The organism is Arcobacter defluvii (assembly GCF_013201725.1).
Taxonomy (GTDB): domain Bacteria; phylum Campylobacterota; class Campylobacteria; order Campylobacterales; family Arcobacteraceae; genus Aliarcobacter; species Aliarcobacter defluvii.
Window position 1 is genome coordinate 1,245,671 of sequence record NZ_CP053835.1, and the last position, 18,385, is coordinate 1,264,055.

The window sequence follows — 18,385 nt, forward strand, 5'->3', positions numbered from 1 at the left end:
ATGTTAATTAATGCTTAAAAATATCTTTAAATATTAATAAATACTAAATAATATTAATTAATATTAGATAATACTATTAATTAAAAATGAGCCAAAAAAAAATATAGTACCAGGATAAAATCTTGGTACTATATTTATGCCAGTTTATTAATTGTTTTCTATTTGATAAACAAAGGAATTACATTTTTTTCTTAATAATTCTTCTGATTTATTTCTTTTTAGGTTTACCTTTATCATCAAAAGTTGTATATTTACAACCTTTTGAATAATTTGAACAACCCCACCAATAAGATGTTTTTTTATCTTTTATAGTTTTTCTTTTGATTAAATCTCCATCTTTACAATCAGGACATTTATATTTATGACCACTTGGCTTAATGATTAAAGGTTTACCTTTATCATCAGAAAATGAAGTTTTACAACCATCTTGATAATTGCTACAACCCCAAAAGAATTTACTATCTTTATTACTTTTTAATCTTCTTAAAACTCCAGTTTCACAAGTAGGGCATTTAATAGAATTTTCATTTGCAAGAGATTCAAATTTATTAGAGTTTTTAATTCTATTTATTTCATCATTGATATAAATTTCTACATTGTTTAAAAACTCTTCTTTTGATAATGTTCCATTTTGAATATCTTTTTGTTGTTCATACCATAGAGCAGTCATATCAGGACTTGATAAAGTTGCTGGAGATAACTCTATTAATTTTCTTCCTGTAGTAGTTGATTTAATAGCTTTTTTATCTTCTACTATATAACCCTTATCAAAAAGATTTTTAATATGTGCCGACCTTGTAGCTGGTGTACCAATTCCACCATTTTCACCTTTTTTGTCTTTATCTTTTTCAATTAAAAGCTTTTTAATTTCAGGGTTTTTTATATACTTAGCTACACTTGTTAAATCTTTTAGAAGTGATGACACAGTGTAATATGGTTTTGGTTTAGTCTTCTCTTTTGATACTGTTATATCTTCACAATTTACTGGAGCATTTGGAGATATGTTTTCTAAGTTAGTATTATTTTCTAACTCTTCATTTTCTTCATCTTCAATCTCACCTTTAAACAGCACTTCAAAACCTTGTTTTGTTGTTCTTTTTGCACTTGTAGTAAAGATATTATCTTTTACTGATATTTCTATTTGAGTATGGATATATTCTTTTGCTTCATAAAATTGAGCTACAAATTTTCTAGCAATTAAAGTATAAACATTTAATTCATCTTTTGATAAATCTTCAATTTTTACTCTTTTATCTGTTGGAATAATTCCATGATGAGCTGTTGTATTTGCCGTATTCCATGCAAGAGATTTTATAGAACTATCTGCATGATCTATAAAATCTTTGAAATCTAATAAATTTGCTTTTATACTTTCTAAAGTTGCTGGAGCTTCTTCAAATAAATTTTCAGGAAGATAACTACAATCAGAACGGTTATAAGTAATAAGTTTATGCTTCTCTCTTAAACTTTGTGTTATTTCTAAAGTTTTATCAGGTTTATAGCTAAACTTTTTAGAGCATTCTGCTTGTAAATCAAGTAAATTGTATGGTAATGGAGGATTTGTTCTCTTTGGCTCATTTATAGCTTTTAAAACAGTTCCTAAACTCCCTTTACAATCATTTAAAATTTTATTTGCTTCATCTTCAGTTGTAATTTTTTCATCTAGTTTTAAATTTGCATTAAAAAGTATATTATTAGTATTAAAAGTCCCTTTAATAGAATAATAAAAGCTACTTTGATGACTTTCATGTTCTTTATCTCTTGCAACAATTAAGCCTAAAATAGGAGTTTGAACTCTTCCAACACTTAAAACACCTTGATAACCTTGAAGTTGAGCCAATTTTGAGTAAGCTCTAGTAAAATTTATTCCTACTAGCCAATCAGCTTGAGAACGAGAAAATCCACTATCAGATAATCCTTTAAAATCATCATTTGATTTTATATCTTGAAGAGCTTTTTTTACACCTTTTTCTGTTAAATCAGAGATTAAAACTCTTTCAACAGGTTTTTTATTATCTGCATAGGCTAATATTTCATCTACAAGTATTTGACCTTCTTCATCATTATCCCCAGCATTTACAATAGTTTTTATATCTTTACTATTTATCAAATCAACAATTAACTTTAATTGTTTTTTTGAATTATCAAGAGGTAAATATTTGAAGTTATTTGTATCTATTTGTAGTGGTAAATCATTTAAATTCCAACTTCTGAATTTTTCATCATAATCTTCAGGCATTGCAAGACCTAAAATATGTCCATAAGCCCAAGTAACTAGATTATCACCAACTTTAAAATAACCATCTTCTCTTTGAACTGTTCCATTTAATCCTGTTGTTATTGCTTTTGCAAGTTCAGGTTTTTCTGCTATAAATAATTTCATCTTTCTAATTCCTTATTTTTTTCCATATTTACTCCTAAATATTTTTTATTAACATAGGTTTATATTTTTCTTCTAAATATTTATCATATTTGGCTACATATCCATTTGTAAAACCTAATTCATAAGAACCTGTATTATATGCACTAAGACTTTTTTTAACTCTATCGATGTAGCTATCTTTTTTATTAGTATCTTTGTAAAAATTATAGAATACGGTTGAAGCAAAATATAAATTTTTGCAAGGGTCTAAAGCATCATCTAAAGTTATATTTAGCAGCTTAAAATTATCACTATTAAGTTGCATATATCCAACATCTACACTAAATCCAGCATTTATGTAATTTTGAGCGATTTTTTTAGCTTCATTTTTTGTTTTTGGAGAAAATGAAATTAAACTTTTTCCATTTTTATTTACATTCACTGAATACGGATTTTTTGAACTTTCTTCTTTTATAATCATACTTACTACAGGAGTTCGAACATTTATATTTTTACATTCTTCAATAAATAAAGTTTCTAACATCTAATCCATCCAGCAAGTTTTTGAAAAAGGAACTTTTTTATAATAATTTGTATATCCACCTTCGCCATCAGGTATATAGATTTCATATTTCTCATAATTTGGTAGATATGTATAATCTTTATAAGAAATTCGTATTAATTTAGCATTTAATTTCCATTCTAAAGAAGTATAAAATTCTCCTGTACAAATATAATTTGGTTTTGAAATAGCTGTATATGGATGCTTAAATAAAGTAATACATGGTGCTGGCATATTTGGATTAACTCTATAACTTAAAGAAAATTTATTTTCTAAATAAGAAAATTCTTCTTTGTTCTCCAATTGTTTGTTTAAATATTCTGCTGTACATTCTCTAGGGTCAGCTGCATTAGGTAAAAAATTATCTCTATAATCTTTATATACTAAATCTTCAATTTCATCTCCACCATCAGGACAAAGTTTTAAAAAATTTCTTCGTAACTTAACAGTATTCTTCCACTTCTTTGCTTTTAAACTAAAGTAGTGATTTAAAGAGGGATTACATTCACTAGGTCTTGTACTTGAACTTAAACATAAAATAGCTTCGCAAGCTAGTTTTGTATCACCAGTTAATAGTTCTGCTTTAAAATCATTTTCTGCTGCAATTAAATTTAATGTTAAAAAAGAAGCACTAATTGCTCCAACAATAATTTTTGTCATATATTTTCCTTTTATTATGATATTGAATTATAATATTGAGATGTGTTTCAAATTAATAAGCCCCCTAAGGGGCTATAAGGTTGGAAATTTTTAGAGATAGAGATATACTTTATCAAAAAAAATACCTTGCTAATAGCGACTAAAATTAAGCTATACCGAAAGGAATAAAATATTGTTTTTGGCTTTAGTCTATTGCACCAAATTTGATTAATTTAATTAATCTTTGTCCTGATATGATTCTTAAATTATTTATACTTTTTGCATAAGCAAAAGAGTTCTTACTGGTTCTCCCAGTATGAATAAAAAAACCTAAATAGGCATTTTCTTGATTAATTTGATTAGCAAATTCTTTTAAATGCTTTGGATTAATTAAAGAACTATACCTTTTTGCCTGAATAATACATTTTAAAGGTTTTCTATTTTTATTTAGAAGATAAAATCTTCCATCAACACCACCATCACCTGTATATTTTGTATTTCTTTCTATTTTAATATCTTCTCTTTTTTCTAATGCAGTTAAGATAAGTTCTTCCATTGTAAAAGGGTCAATTTTTCTTAAATATACAAATATTTGGGCTTCATTTAAAGTATCTAATCTTTTTAGAATTTTATGAGCTGAATCTTTTCTCCATTTATGAGAGTATTTTTCTTTTTTAAACAAAAAGAAAATTTTTTTATATAAAAAAATAAAAATATTTAACATTAGTTAGTTATTCCATCTGAAATAGGTTGCTCAACTTTTACTTGAATACTTAAATCTCCACTATTTGTATAAATATCATATCCACTATCAATACCTGAACCAGTTGCTTTACTCCAATTATTTTCCGTTCCATTAGAAATAGTATTTTTAAAATTTAAATTGTCAAAATTATCACAATTAATTGTAAGTTCTTTTTGTGGAGCAAGTTTTAAAACATCTTCTAAAGTAATATTAACATTATCTATTTTCTCATTTCTCAAGTTTATATTATTATCTGTAATAATATTTTCTAAATTACTTAAATTAATATCATTATTTACAAAATCAACTTTTTCAAAATTTCCACCAATTTCTAAAATTTTTAAATTAGTTGATTTTTGTGTACTATCTGTATTTATAACTAAAGTACCTTTTCCATTCTTATCTAAATTAACTTCATAAATTTCTTTAGTTACATTATTGCTATAATCAATAGAAGTTTTTTCTATTGTTGCAATAGGAAATGTATTAACAAAGTTGTATTTATTTCCATCAGGGGGATTTGAAGTTTCAATTTCATAAGTATCATACCCTTGTTTTATAATAACAGCAACACTAGAATCTCCCATTTTATCAGGAATACTTATATCTTCAAAATATGCATCTGCATTAAAATGTGTAATTTTTATAGAACCATTTGTATCAAATTTTTTTTCTATTGTTAAATAATATTCTTGTACACCATGCTCAAAAGGTATTCTATAATGTTCTCCATTTACAAAAAAAGATACGCTACCACTTCCTCCAATTCTACCATTCTCAATAGGGGGATTGGATAACTCTATTTTTAAAGTCATTGTTCCATCAATGTTATCTATAACCTCTGCAATATCAATTGTTGTTGTATCAATAGTAGAATCTCCATTAATGTTTAATTTAAAATCATTACCACCAATACTAAAAAAAGAAGAATAATTAGAAGAAGAAGCATCTTCTGCAAAAATTGCTCCTGTTCCATACTCTCTAGGTTCATCCGTATAAGGTAAATCCTTAAACTCTGTAATATAATATTTACCTATTCCCGTTGTTTCTCCAGCTTTAATAGTAATAAATTCTGTATTGTTACTATTTTCTTCAAAACTATTTTTAGGTTTAAGTAAATTATTTGCTAAAAAGATTAAATCATTTGTAATTGGTTCAGGAATTGTTAATACAAATTCTAAAAAAGAACCTTGTTCATCTTTACCCCAAGCGTTATTTTTAATATAAAAATCTTTCATTTCTATTTGATACAATTCATCATCTTTAATATAACCTTGAAGTAGTAAATTATCAGTTCTATTTTCAAGATATACTAAATTACTTTTCCCTGTATTTTCAGTCGTAGAATTAGCTCTATATATAGTTATTTCTTCAGGAACTTCAATTTTATTAATAGATACAGTTGTAACATCTGCATCATCTTTGACAATAATGTCTAATTTAGAACTTGTATCAAGTTTTTCATATCCTCCACCTTCTGCATTTGAAATTGAAATATCGTAAGTTCTATCACCTTGAATATATCTATCATCTGTATAAAGTGTAGTTGTAACACTTCCTGAAAGTTCACCAGCTTTAATAGTTATAAGCTGCTCATTATCTAAAAGTACATATAAATCAGTTTTAGGAGCTTTATCAACTGTTGCAGTAACAATTATTTCATCACCTTCAATTACTTCATGTGGAGCAGATAATACTATCTTTGTAACATCTGCATCATCTTTGACAATAATGTCTAATTTAGAACTTGTATCAAGTTTTTCATATCCTCCACCTTCTGCATTTGAAATTGAAATATCGTAAGTTCTATCACCTTGAATATATCTATCATCTGTATAAAGTGTAGTTGTAACACTTCCTGAAAGTTCACCAGCTTTAATAGTTATAAGCTGCTCATTATCTAAAAGTACATATAAATCAGTTTTAGGAGCTTTATCAACTGTTGCAGTAACAATTATTTCATCACCTTCAATTACTTCATGTGGAGCAGATAATACTATCTTTGTAACATCTGCATCATCTTTGACAATAATGTCTAATTTAGAACTTGTATCAAGTTTTTCATATCCTCCACCTTCTGCATTTGAAATTGAAATATCATAAGTTCTATCACCTTGAATATATCTATCATCTGTATAAAGTGTAGTTGTAACACTTCCTGAAAGTTCACCAGCTTTAATAGTTATAAGCTGCTCATTATCTAAAAGTACATATAAATCAGTTTTAGGAGCTTTATCAACTGTTGCAGTAACAATTATTTCATCACCTTCAATTACTTCATGTGGAGCAGATAATACTATCTTTGTAACATCTGCATCATCTTTGACAATAATGTCTAATTTAGAACTTGTATCAAGTTTTTCATATCCTCCACCTTCTGCATTTGAAATTGAAATATCATAAGTTCTATCACCTTGAATATATCTATCATCTGTATAAAGTGTAGTTGTAACACTTCCTGAAAGTTCACCAGCTTTAATAGTTATAAGCTGCTCATTATCTAAAAGTACATATAAATCAGTTTTAGGAGCTTTATCAACTGTTGCAGTAACAATTATTTCATCACCTTCAATTACTTCATGTGGAGCAGATAATACTATCTTTGTAACATCTGCATCATCTTTGACAATAATGTCTAATTTAGAACTTGTATCAAGTTTTTCATATCCTCCACCTTCTGCATTTGAAATTGAAATATCATAAGTTCTATCACCTTGAATATATCTATCATCTGTATAAAGTGTAGTTGTAACACTTCCTGAAAGTTCACCAGCTTTAATAGTTATAAGCTGCTCATTATCTAAAAGTACATATAAATCAGTTTTAGGAGCTTTATCAACTGTTGCAGTAACAATTATTTCATCACCTTCAATTACTTCATGTGGAGCAGATAATACTATCTTTGTAACATAAGGTTCAGGTGTTGGAACTGGTTCAGGTTCAGGTGTTGGAACTGGTTCAGGTTCAGGTGTTGGAACTGGTTCAGGTTCAGGTGTTGGAACTGGTTCAGGTTCAGGTGTTGGAACTGGTTCAGGTTCAAGAATTTGCTCCTCATTAGATTCAAGATTATCTGTATTTGTAACTATTTTTTTTGTTTCAACATCTTTTTTAAATACTTCAATTGGTGTAAAGGATTGTGTTCTTAGGTTACTAACAACATTTGTTTCAGCAGCATCTCTCTCTAAAAATTCATCTTCTTTTTTATCTTTATCTTCAACTGTTTCTTGCCCTTCTGCTGTCGCTTCATTCGTTATATCAACATCAGCATTTGAATTATGTTCATCAGCTTTTAAATCTAAACCTTCTCTTGTAAAAAACAACTCTTCTGTTCCAAAAGCTGTTTCAATTAAAGAAGAATCTATTAATTGTTTTTGACCTTCACTTAAAACAATAACATCATTTCCAGAAAGAAGAATTTCTATTTTTGATGATGAAGAATTTCCATTGTCACCATAAACCGTGTCATTCTCATAGATTGTATCACCTTCTTGTAAAACTCTAATATTACCATTTTCATCTTTTGCATGAAAAATTCCACTTGATAAGCTTTTTACACTTCCTGCAATTGTTGCCATAGTTTTTCCTTTAATTGATTTTTTTCTAAATTTTTTAACTCATTTAATACTTCATTGTATTCATTTATTATATTTTTTTTGTCTTCCCCAATCTGTTGAAAAGATAAGAAAGATATCTCTCCCACTAATGCTTCTATTAGAATTTCTAAACTCCTAAGACTTAAAGATAATTCAATATTTTTAATCATATTTTTATTTCCTTATTTTTTCTAATCTTTTCACTAATAAATACTAATAAATCAGTCATATCGAAACCTTTAAAAAGTTGCAATTTATGTTTTTTTGCTTCATCTTCCCAGTTCCAAGATTTTACACTTTTTGCAACATTTTTTAATTGTTCCAACATCTTAGCTGTTCCCTCTTGCCCAGCTTTATCATAGTCATAAGCGACTATGATTTTTAAATCTTTAAATAGTTCCAAATGTTCTTTTGGAATATCATTATTTTCAGCTCCTAAAGTAACAGCTCTATAACCATTACCAACCATATTTAAAACATCTTTTTCTCCCCCACATAGATATACTTCAATTGATTTATCTTTTCGATACTCTTTTAAATCTGCAAGATTAAAAGTCGTTCTTTTTCTACCTTTAGAAAATAAAACTTTAGATAATTTAATTTCTTTGCCATCTGTATTAAAAAAAGGTTTAGGATTTTTGTTATATTTCCAAAGGGTTAAGATATTTCCATAGTCATCAAGAATGGGCATACATAATCTATCTGATTGTTTTATATAGCCAATTTGGTACATTAATGCTATTTTTTTTTGTTTATCAAAATTTAAAGAAGGTAAGGCTTCTTTTAATAACTCTTTGTACCTATCAAAGTTTTCTACTCTTTGCTTTTCAAACTCTTTCATAAACTCTTTACTAATAAAACCATCTTTTTTTATTGTGTTAGAATAATGTCCTTCATAAGCATTTAAAGATGGTAGTTCTAAATTTAATAATTTGTAAGCTTCTTCTTGAGCTTCAGGAAAATCCATATTAGTATTTGTGAGTTGTATAAAAGCTATTAAATCACCATGATTCCCATAATTTTCTGTTTTTATAACCTTTTCACCAATAGTTGTTTTTAAAATTTTTTTAAATGGTGAAGTAGTCCAGCAATGAATACTTCCATCATCACAAATTTTCATATCAGGAGTATCTGAACTATTCCAATGGAAACTACCATTTTTAAATACTTTGTAGCCAAGTGATGAAATTGCATTCATCACTTGTTCTTTATCTGCATTTAAAGCCATTATCTACTAAAATTTCCACGATTTTTATTTTTCTGTTTAGGTTTAAAAGTTCTTTGTTTAACTGGAGGAGGAGGGGTGTTTGTTCGTTCTTTAGTTTCAGATTTTTCTCCAAAAAGCTTAGGGCTAGGAGTAGGGTCAGAATCTGAATACCCTGTATAATTAGAATAATCTTCTTTTTTATACATTTGTAAGCCTTTATGATATAGAGATTATCTCTCTATATCTTGTTCTTTTACTTTTGATTTATTTTGTGGTTTAAATGCTTTTTTTTTATCTTCAGTATCTTTGGTTGGAGCTTCTTTACTTTTATCTTGCTCTTGAGATTGTTTTGATTCTCTTCTAGCTTGAAGCTCTCCATTTGATATAATTTCAAGTTTATTTTTTCCAATTATTGCTGTATGTCTTTGATTAGTATCAAATTCTTTATCAATTAATAAATCTTTAATTTCGTCATTTTTTAGAGTAACTCTTGCACCTAAGTAAGCTGATTTATCAGTTGCAGTAACTTTTATACTTTCAACAACTTGTTCAGCATTACCAGCTTTACTCATATTATAAAAATATTTATCAGGATTATTTATATCTACTTTTTTATTGAAGTAAATAAAATTGTCTTTATCCTCTTGTAAAGTTTTATCCATTGGTACTAAAGCAATATCATCTTTATCTGTTTTATTTACAAAATAGTTTTTATAACCTTTTTCTGTATTTAAAGAAACCGTAACAGCTCCTTTATTCATATTTGCAACTTGTCCAGCTTCTTTTACGATATTAATTAAAGCTGTTACTTTTTGTCTATCTTGTAAATTTCCAGCTGCATCTTTATATTTTAAAGAATTATTCACTTGAACTGCTAATTTTGGTTTTTCTTCTTTTGTTAATTCTATAAATGCCATTTTATTGTCCTTCTTGTTTATCATCGACTAATCATCGAAAATATTCTATAATCTAAAACTTTTTAAAGCTTCACCAATTTTTTCTTTTCTGTTTTAAAATTTAATTTCACATTTCACACCTCCTAAATAAAATTTGGATATAAAAAAAGGTGAAACTCAAAAGAGTCCCACCTTTTTTTATATTATTTCTATTTCTTTTAATATTTTAAAAAGTTTAATTTTTTAATATTTTGTTTTTCTAGTAAAGTATTATAAATTCGTATATTGTAAAACTTATAAATATTTGATCTATTAAAATAGATTAAATTTATAAGTTCTGAATTTTTTTAATTTTAAATAATACCTGGACCAATTTTAATTGGTCTAAGAATTATTATTTAGTGTTTGAATAGGAATCTCTATATTAGTTTCATTTAACTGAAGCATTTTTTCCCAATCTTTATGATTAGGATTTTTAATACTTTTCATAAAAGGTGAAACTTGTCTAAATTTATTAATAAAATATTCATCATTGTAATAAAAAGCTTTATTACATAATATAGGTTTTTGATAATTCATCATTAATAAAGCTTTACTTTGTGATAACTCCATAAGTTCTTGTGGTAACATTAAGGCTCTTTTTTGTTCACTAACAGAATGAGAAGAACTTCCAGCTTCTAAAAACTTACCGTGATTATAAGATTTAGAAATTGCTTTAAATGTTGTATCTCCTAATCTTTTTGAAATTTTTTCAGCTTCTTCAAATTCGTTAGGTGTGTAATAAATTTTTACTCCCATATTTTGAAGTAGGGTATTAGCTCCCTCTTTATCATATCCATCAGGAGTTCTAGCTTCAAGTTGAGATATTGCTTGAAATATCATCAAAATTCTTAAATGGAAACTAGCAATATATGAAACACCTTTTTTAAGAATTGGCATATTCCCAATGCTTGTGAACTCATCTAATAACAATAAACAAGTATATTTTAAATCAGGATTTTTTTGTGGTAACTCTTTTGTATTTACACTAAGTAATTGCGAAAAAAAGATATTTAAAATAGGTCTTGCAATAGCAAGTTTATCAGGTGTTATACCTATAAAAATAGTCATTCTTTTCTTTCTTAAATCTCTTAAATCAAAATCACTTGTTGCTGTTGCAGTTGTTATTGGTTGATTCCTATATATCATTAGTGGAGCATTAAAAGAACTCATAACTCCTGATTTAGTATTTTGGCTATCTATTGTAAAATAGCTATTCAATTTTTCTTTAGTCGGTTTAGAAATTATTTCTAAATGTTCTAAATATTCAAAAGTATCATCAAGCCCTGTAATTTTTGTATCTTCTTCCTCTTCACTTGGAATTGATAAATCAAATCCAGCACTTAAATTTAATAAACCACACATAGACCATTCGACATTTAAATTATGTTCCTCTAAAAATTCTCTTCCATTCTTTGTTAGTGCTAAATCTTTATAAAGATATGCAAGACCTATAAAAAGATTTTGAGCTAATTGGTTAAAGAAAACTGTTGTACTATCTCCATCAGCTGGATAAAGTAAATTCACAAAGTCTAATAGGTCATTATCTCTTGTTGTTTCATTTTCTAAATCTATATAAGTTAAAGGATTGTATCTATGAGTTCTAAAGTCAAAAGGATTAAATAAATAAACTTCTTGTCCTAAGATATCTCTTCTATATTTACTTGAAAAATCGAAACATTCTTGTTTTATATCTAAAACAACACAACTTTCTTCCCATTCCATTAAGTTGGGTATAACTATACCAACACCTTTACCACTTCTTGTAGGAGCTCCTAAAGCTAGAAACTCACTACTCTTCCATTTAAGAAGTTCACCACTTTCTAATTTTCCAACAACTAAACCTTTGTCTTGAAAAAGACCCATCTTTTTTATTTCATTTCTATTTGCAAAACGAGCTTCTCCATGTAAGCTTTTTTTGTTTGGTAAAAGTATTAAAATAAAAAAAACTACACTATAAAATGAAGCACTATAAAATATAGCTTCCCAAATTCTTGGATAATTATTAATAATTGCTTTATAAGTAAATAATAAATCATAATTATTGTTAATCAATTTGAATAAATTAAGATTAAAATATCCATTTAAAAAAAAGATTAAAAGACCTGATGTTAAATATGTAAAAAATATTACAGAGAAAACAAAAAATAATAAACTTCCTTTATTTATATTTTTCATCTTTAGCTCCTTTGTAATAGATATCACTTATATTTCTTTTACCATTATGTGCTTGTATATGTACTACAATATCAATTACATCATTTAAGTTTTTTTGGATAATTTCAAAGGGTAATTTTTGTCCTTGTGGATTTTGTAATATCATTAATGAAAGTCGTGTAAAAGTCTCTCTTACACTTCCAGCATGAAGTGAAGTAATACTTCCTCCATGACCTGAATTTAAAACATTTAAATAATCATAAGCTTCTCCACTTCGAAGCTCTGCTAAAAGTATTCTATTAGGTTTCATACGCAGACAACTTTTTAATAAAATAGCACTTGTAACAGGGTCTCCTTCTTTTGCTTCAGAAGGATAAAATAACTGTACATGATTTTTATGTTTATAAAAAACTATTTCTTCTGTATCTTCTATTGTTATTAATCTTTCTTCTAAAGGAATAAAATCAATTAGAGATTTCATAAAAGTAGTTTTACCCGACCCAGTTGCTCCAGCAATAACAATATTTTTTCCAATTCTTACTGCTTCAGTAATAAATTCTTTATATTTTTTATCATTATATAATTTAGATAAATTAACTTCATCTAAAGTTAATTGAACATCATCTTCATGTATTATATTACTAAATATTCCTTGTTTTTCATAATCTTCAATTGTATATCTTGTTTTAGATGGTTTTCTAATAGTAATTGATAACATATCTTTTTTTGTAACAGGAGGAACAACTATCTGTACTCTTTCTCCATTGTTTAGAGTTGCAGATAAAATAGGTTTATTAGCCTTTATAGTATCTTCCTTATGACTTGCAACTGGAACTGCAAAAGCTAACATTTGCTTATAAGGTATTTCTTTTTTATGCTCTTCCCAAATTCCATTATAATCTTGAGTCCAAATGCTACCATCTCCATTCGCACATATTTCATTTATTGAATCATCGGCTAAGAAATCTCCAAAAATAGATTCTGTTTGTATTTTTAAAGACCTTGAAATATTATTTTCGTTTTTATCATTCATTTTGAACTACTTTTTTTCAAGTTTGTAAACTTTTGAAAAATCAACATCTCTATTTACATAAACACCTATTAAATCACCATGTTGTTTATAAATAGTTGGTTTTATATTTATAAATTTTTCAAGAGCAATTGTTGCCATATTTGAAGCATTATCTCTTGTGTTCTCGCTATAATCTATATCATCATCATTATTATTAGAATTTGTTAACTTATAAGCTAAAACATTAAATAAATCATCAACGGCACTTAACATTATTGAACTACCGAATCTCATTAACCATTTATGGTCAATCTCTCCTTCAAGTCCAGATGCTCCAAGTTCATCTGTTGCTCCACTATATAAAGGTATTCTTAAATGATTAGGTGTTCTTACTTCTTGCCAAATAACTAAATATCTACTTGTTCCATCGTTTGTTTCACCACCTTTAAAATTTCCAAAAAGTTTTGAACCTTTTTCTATTAATAGAACATTTCCATTTGAACTGTAAATATTGTTGCTAACTGTACAAGATGTATTTCCTTCAATAGCAGAAACAAATCGTGTATCTAAACTACAACTAATAAAAGAACCTTTTGGCAAAAGTAAATCAGGATTAAATTCATTCATTTTAGCAGCAGTTGGAACAAATGTATCCCCTGTAAAATTTTTATTACTATCTTCTTCTTTAATATTTTGTTGATTAGCAACTAACTCATCTATTTGTTGTTTATAATTGTTCTGCTCTTTGGAATTTAAATCATTATTATTAATAACTAAAGTACCCGTTGAACCTTTTATTATTTTTGCTTTAAAAAGAGGTTCTTTAGGTGTTACTGAAAACATATTGTCAGTAGTTTCTATTTTTTCTTCTTTTTTATCTTCAACTTCTTTAGTTTTCCATTCAGCTGGTGGAAATAATATAGTTTTTTCTAAAGGAATATCTTCTTTTTTTAGAACCTTTACATTAGCCGTCTCTATCTTTTTTACTTCATCTTTTTTATTATAATTAATTATAATATTTTTAAATAATGAATAAATAATCAAAATAGTAACTATAAAACCAAGTATCATAATTATATAAAACTGTAATTTTTTTACAGTTGAATTTTTATTATCAACTAATTCACTTTTATTATGATTCATAATATTTATTTCTTCTTTTTTAATAGATAATTCTTCATTATTAGTATTATTTTCCATTTAGAACTCTTTCTATATTAGGTGAATTAGTATTTTTAAAATCTTCAAGAGGATTAACTCCAAAACTTTTATTTAAAATTCCAATTATTCTCTTACCACTTCTTAAAATCATCTGTTTAGCTGTTTTTTGAATTACTAAAACATCATAATTACCTTCTTTTTTAACATGAGTATTTAAAATACTCTCTTTTTCATTTTCATATAAAAAAATAGAGGGCATATCTTTTGTATTGTCAAATCCAAGATATGTGAATAGACCATCGTCATATGCAAATGAAGGAGCAATACTCTCGCTTTCAGGATTAATATTCATATAATAATCCCAATTTCGAGGAACAGCTGTTCTATTTAATTCTACTTGAATATCTTGCTTTTCAGACTCAGCTTTTGCAAGTTGTTGTTTTATATCTTCTTTTTTTAATTTCTCTAAAGGATAATTAAAAGTAAATTTAAAAAAGCTATTCTTTTCAACATTTAAATCAAGATTAAAGATATATTCTCTTTTATTTGTTAAAACTATTAAATTTGTTTTCCATTCAATCGGAGTTGGTTCAATTATTGTTGTTTTTTTTACTGTTTCACCATATTCATCAACTGCAAAAGTTGATTCATAAGCTTTAGGTTTTATAAATATAAAATTTCTTCTATCTTGAAAATCCCATCCATTTGAAAAACCTGAAGCCATATCAAGAATCCTTTCATCATCTGCAAATTGGATTACTGTTGTATATCCATTTTTTGCATATATTTGAAATACATCATCTTTATTAAAGTCAGTATAAACTACTCTTTTATCAAAAACTGTACTTTTAGGAACTTCTATTGCAAAAAGTATTGTAATTGTTAAAAAATAAATTAAAATTGTTTTTTTCATTTACTTTCCTCTTTTATTTCATCATCTACTCTTTTTATTTCATCATCTATACGATAAGAATTAACTATAAATCCTAAAGGATTTTCTAATCTTTGTTTTGCATTTTGTTTCAAATTTATATATTCATAAGTTAATGTAATAACCTTAGTAATAACAGCAACTGAATTTGTTGTTACATCTTTTTCTTTTAATTCAACTCTTACTGTACTTGTTTTAGTACCATTGCTATCATTTAGAACAATAGATAAAATTTCAGCTTCAATTTCAAATTTATTTTTTAAAGTATCAAGCTTTCCAGTTTTGGTTTCTGTCATTTGTTTTACATATACATTTGATACATCTTTATTTGAATACATTTGAACATTCTCATAATCTTGATTTAAAGTATTATAAAAATATTGTTCTCTAGTTTTTACATATTTACCTATAAAATGTTTATCTAGTGCTTCATCTTTTGTTATAATTTGTTCATCTAAATTTGTTATAATGTCTATAAAGCCATTTTTATCAACTTTAACTACTGCTAAATCAACTCTTTTTAAAGGTATTAATGTTGCTAATGCAATAGCTAACAAAACAGCAACAAATAGAGATGCTCCAGCTACAAGCCAAGCTCTTTTGTTACTACTAATAATTAAATAATTCCGAGAAGTTTCGTAATCTAAAGCATCATCTTCTTTATAATTACTTTCAGTTATATATTTTTTTTCTTTCATTATTTAATCACCTTTTCATTTTCAATAAGTGGATTTTTATTTATTGGTTTCCAATTATTACTATCAAACAATTTTTTATTATTTTCTTCTACAATTTGAGCAGTATTTGTTGTTGCTGCACAACCTGTAAATAAAAAAATTAAAAAACAAAAAATTAAATATTTCATTTTTATCCTTATTATAAATACTAATTAATACTAAATAATATTAATTAACACATAAAAAAAGGTAGAACAAATGTCCTACCTTTTTTATTTATCTAATATTCTAAAACCAATTTTAAAATTTAGAATTAAGCCCTTTCATTTTATTAAGTATAAAATCTGCACCAGCTTTTGGAGCTGAAATTGTCGATTGCATAGTGTTTAATGCATCTTTTCCATTCGTAAAATTATCCTTATTTGTTAAAGATTTTTGGGATAAAGTTTCTATACTAACAGTTCCTATCTTATCTGCAAGAGATATTGCAACTTTTAAAAGCCCAGCAAGAAGAGTTCCCATTATTAAAGCATTAAAACCAATAATTAAAACATCTGAAGTTTGGAAATTATTATCTGCTTTTTGAATAAAATCTCCATATTTCTCAGTAAATTTACTAAGTAATATTCCAACAATATATACGGTTAAAAGATTAGTTATAAATATATTTAACCATTGGGTAAAAACATTTTTGAACCAAGGATATAATGTAGCAAAAATAACAATAGGAGCTATTAATAATAAGATTTTTAATGTTATTCCTGTTGTAACAACAATTAAAAATGATGGTACTATTCCAAACAAGAAACCTAAAAAAACTAAAATTATTGATAATCCTGTTGCAAAGATTGAATGACCAGATTTTAAAAAACTATATTCATGCCAAATTTTTGAAATTAAATTCGTCGTAGCATTAAATTTTTCATCTAGTTCTGCATATAAATTTGTATTTCCCGACATGATATTGTGAAGATTTTCCATACCTGTTTTTATAGTATCTAGGTATCCATTTAAATTTAGAGCTACACCAACTACTAAAACTCTAATCGTAATATCCCAAATCAACTCTTTCACAGGCTCATTAGATTTACCTGCAAAAGACTGATAAGATTTAAACATAATTTGTAGCGTGATTGTTAATCCTACTAAAGTGCTAAGAATTTGTACAACATCTGTATTTGAAGAATTTTTTATAAAATCAAAAAGGGAATCTATCCATACACCTAAGTATTCGAAGAATCCCATTTTTTTAACTTATTTTTATATTCTATTTTCATAAGTTCTCCTTTTTTTAATATTTTGGTGCTTTACCACTTCGTAATTTTAGAGCTTCAATTCCTAAAGCTTCCCATTCATTTGTCTCTTTAAGTTCTTCAAACCATACATTTGCCTTCATCCCATACTCTTTTTCATAGAAATCTTTTGTTTTTTCTACTTCAATAAAAAAGTTTTCAGGTTTAATTGATAACATCTTTTCTTTAAATTCTAGTTTTGCTTTATCTTCTGCACTTTCACCACAACCAGTTAATAATAATAAAATAGCTAATGTTATTGCCGTTCCTAATATAATTTTTTTCATGAATTACCTTCTTTTTTATAATTTAATAATTCATTTTATCTAAATGAATATTAATATTTTGGTTTCACTCCAACTTTTGAAGCAAAATATCTTTCTGTTTGTTCTTGTTCACTTTTATCAACAGCATTATTTTGTTTATCTAACATATCCATTTTCATTTGAACTACTTGCAATTGAGCTATTTCAATATTTATTGCATTTGCAATATCTTGACTTTCTTTTATATCTTCTGTATTTGATACTTTTTTTGATAAATTCTCTAAATTTTGTGCTGATTTATCAACAAGTGTTTTTGTTTGTTGAACTGTCGCTATTGTTGTTACTTCTCTTTCTAGTTTATTTTCACAAGCTTCTTTATTAATACTACTTGAGCATCTATCAAAAACATTGTATTTATCAAATAATTGTCTTGCTTGATTTCCAACCATTGAGTTCTTATTAGCTAATGCAGCACCTAAATCTAAATAATCATTTCCATAAATTTTTGCATAACTTTGTAATCTGTTTAAATCTTGTACAAAGCTTACTGTATCTCTAATACCTGTTTTACTTAATAATTCATCTTCGTAAGCTTTTAACTGGTCTTGATAATGTGTAACAGTATTTGCCCATCTTTCTGCTTCTTTTGCCCATTCTGCAATTGTTTTTATATTCTGAGCCATTGCTTGTGCATTTGCAACTCCATCAATAACAGGAATACCAGCACTAAATAATAACTGTGTACTCAAGATTGCACTTAGTAGATATTTTTTCATTTTTTCTCCATTCTTTTCTGATTTATAACTCTTCGAGTTTTCGGTATGTTTGCCTTATAAAATAGATTAC

Annotated in this window: 18 protein-coding genes; all 18 read right to left on the bottom strand. The window is 26.5% G+C overall.

Going from position 1 to position 18,385, the window contains the following annotated elements; translation table 11 throughout:
• Nucleotides 1-208: 208 nt before the first annotated feature.
• The gene (locus tag ADFLV_RS06275; RefSeq protein WP_129011281.1) at nucleotides 209-2,383 is read right to left on the bottom strand and encodes a DNA topoisomerase 3; all 2,175 of its coding nucleotides are present in this window, start codon (nucleotides 2,381-2,383) and stop codon (nucleotides 209-211) included.
• 34 nt (nucleotides 2,384-2,417) lie between these two features.
• On the bottom strand, nucleotides 2,418-2,906 hold the full coding sequence (locus ADFLV_RS06280; RefSeq protein ID WP_129011280.1) for a lytic transglycosylase domain-containing protein: 489 nt from the start codon (nucleotides 2,904-2,906) through the stop codon (nucleotides 2,418-2,420).
• The gene (locus ADFLV_RS06285) at nucleotides 2,907-3,584 is read right to left on the bottom strand and encodes a TrbM/KikA/MpfK family conjugal transfer protein (protein WP_129011279.1); all 678 of its coding nucleotides are present in this window, start codon (nucleotides 3,582-3,584) and stop codon (nucleotides 2,907-2,909) included.
• A gap of 184 nt (nucleotides 3,585-3,768) precedes the next feature.
• Complete coding sequence (locus tag ADFLV_RS06290) at nucleotides 3,769-4,287, bottom strand: restriction endonuclease (RefSeq protein WP_129011278.1); 519 nt, start codon at nucleotides 4,285-4,287, stop codon at nucleotides 3,769-3,771.
• Nucleotides 4,287-7,883 carry an immunoglobulin-like domain-containing protein gene (locus ADFLV_RS15110; RefSeq protein WP_216833237.1) on the bottom strand — a complete coding sequence of 1,199 codons (3,597 nt, stop codon included), beginning with the start codon at nucleotides 7,881-7,883 and terminating at the stop codon, nucleotides 4,287-4,289. Before ADFLV_RS15110 ends, ADFLV_RS06290 begins: the two co-directional genes overlap by 1 nt.
• Nucleotides 7,859-8,071, bottom strand: coding sequence for a hypothetical protein (locus ADFLV_RS06300; protein ID WP_129012118.1), 213 nt, complete (start codon nucleotides 8,069-8,071; stop codon nucleotides 7,859-7,861). The genes ADFLV_RS15110 and ADFLV_RS06300 overlap by 25 nt, the downstream gene beginning before the upstream one ends.
• On the bottom strand, nucleotides 8,068-9,129 hold the full coding sequence (locus ADFLV_RS06305; RefSeq protein ID WP_129012117.1) for a toprim domain-containing protein: 1,062 nt from the start codon (nucleotides 9,127-9,129) through the stop codon (nucleotides 8,068-8,070). The genes ADFLV_RS06300 and ADFLV_RS06305 overlap by 4 nt, the downstream gene beginning before the upstream one ends.
• The gene (locus ADFLV_RS06310) at nucleotides 9,129-9,314 is read right to left on the bottom strand and encodes a hypothetical protein (RefSeq protein ID WP_129012116.1); all 186 of its coding nucleotides are present in this window, start codon (nucleotides 9,312-9,314) and stop codon (nucleotides 9,129-9,131) included. Before ADFLV_RS06310 ends, ADFLV_RS06305 begins: the two co-directional genes overlap by 1 nt.
• A gap of 24 nt (nucleotides 9,315-9,338) precedes the next feature.
• Nucleotides 9,339-10,025: a hypothetical protein gene (locus ADFLV_RS06315; protein WP_129012115.1), complete on the bottom strand. Its 687-nt coding sequence runs from the start codon at nucleotides 10,023-10,025 to the stop codon at nucleotides 9,339-9,341.
• A 363-nt stretch (nucleotides 10,026-10,388) separates the two neighbouring features.
• On the bottom strand, nucleotides 10,389-12,221 hold the full coding sequence (locus tag ADFLV_RS06320) for a type IV secretory system conjugative DNA transfer family protein (protein ID WP_129012114.1): 1,833 nt from the start codon (nucleotides 12,219-12,221) through the stop codon (nucleotides 10,389-10,391).
• Nucleotides 12,205-13,209 (bottom strand): P-type DNA transfer ATPase VirB11, encoded by a 1,005-nt coding sequence (gene virB11, locus ADFLV_RS06325; protein WP_172658817.1) that lies wholly within the window; start codon nucleotides 13,207-13,209, stop codon nucleotides 12,205-12,207. Before virB11 ends, ADFLV_RS06320 begins: the two co-directional genes overlap by 17 nt.
• Before the next feature lie 30 nt (nucleotides 13,210-13,239).
• Nucleotides 13,240-14,412 (bottom strand): type IV secretion system protein VirB10, encoded by a 1,173-nt coding sequence (gene virB10 / locus ADFLV_RS06330; protein ID WP_129012112.1) that lies wholly within the window; start codon nucleotides 14,410-14,412, stop codon nucleotides 13,240-13,242.
• Nucleotides 14,402-15,286, bottom strand: coding sequence for a P-type conjugative transfer protein VirB9 (gene virB9, locus ADFLV_RS06335; RefSeq protein WP_129012111.1), 885 nt, complete (start codon nucleotides 15,284-15,286; stop codon nucleotides 14,402-14,404). Before virB9 ends, virB10 begins: the two co-directional genes overlap by 11 nt.
• Complete coding sequence (locus ADFLV_RS06340) at nucleotides 15,283-16,002, bottom strand: VirB8 family type IV secretion system protein (protein WP_129012110.1); 720 nt, start codon at nucleotides 16,000-16,002, stop codon at nucleotides 15,283-15,285. The genes virB9 and ADFLV_RS06340 overlap by 4 nt, the downstream gene beginning before the upstream one ends.
• On the bottom strand, nucleotides 16,002-16,169 hold the full coding sequence (locus ADFLV_RS06345; protein ID WP_164968547.1) for a hypothetical protein: 168 nt from the start codon (nucleotides 16,167-16,169) through the stop codon (nucleotides 16,002-16,004). Before ADFLV_RS06345 ends, ADFLV_RS06340 begins: the two co-directional genes overlap by 1 nt.
• 112 nt (nucleotides 16,170-16,281) lie before the next feature.
• The gene (locus ADFLV_RS06350; RefSeq protein WP_129012109.1) at nucleotides 16,282-17,226 is read right to left on the bottom strand and encodes a TrbL/VirB6 family protein; all 945 of its coding nucleotides are present in this window, start codon (nucleotides 17,224-17,226) and stop codon (nucleotides 16,282-16,284) included.
• 46 nt (nucleotides 17,227-17,272) lie between these two features.
• Nucleotides 17,273-17,560, bottom strand: a complete 288-nt coding sequence (locus ADFLV_RS06355) for a hypothetical protein (RefSeq protein ID WP_129012108.1) — start codon at nucleotides 17,558-17,560, stop codon at nucleotides 17,273-17,275.
• A 50-nt stretch (nucleotides 17,561-17,610) separates the two neighbouring features.
• A complete protein-coding gene (locus tag ADFLV_RS06360; protein ID WP_129012107.1) occupies nucleotides 17,611-18,315 on the bottom strand; it encodes a type IV secretion system protein in 705 nt (234 codons plus the stop codon).
• Nucleotides 18,316-18,385 lie beyond the last annotated feature (70 nt).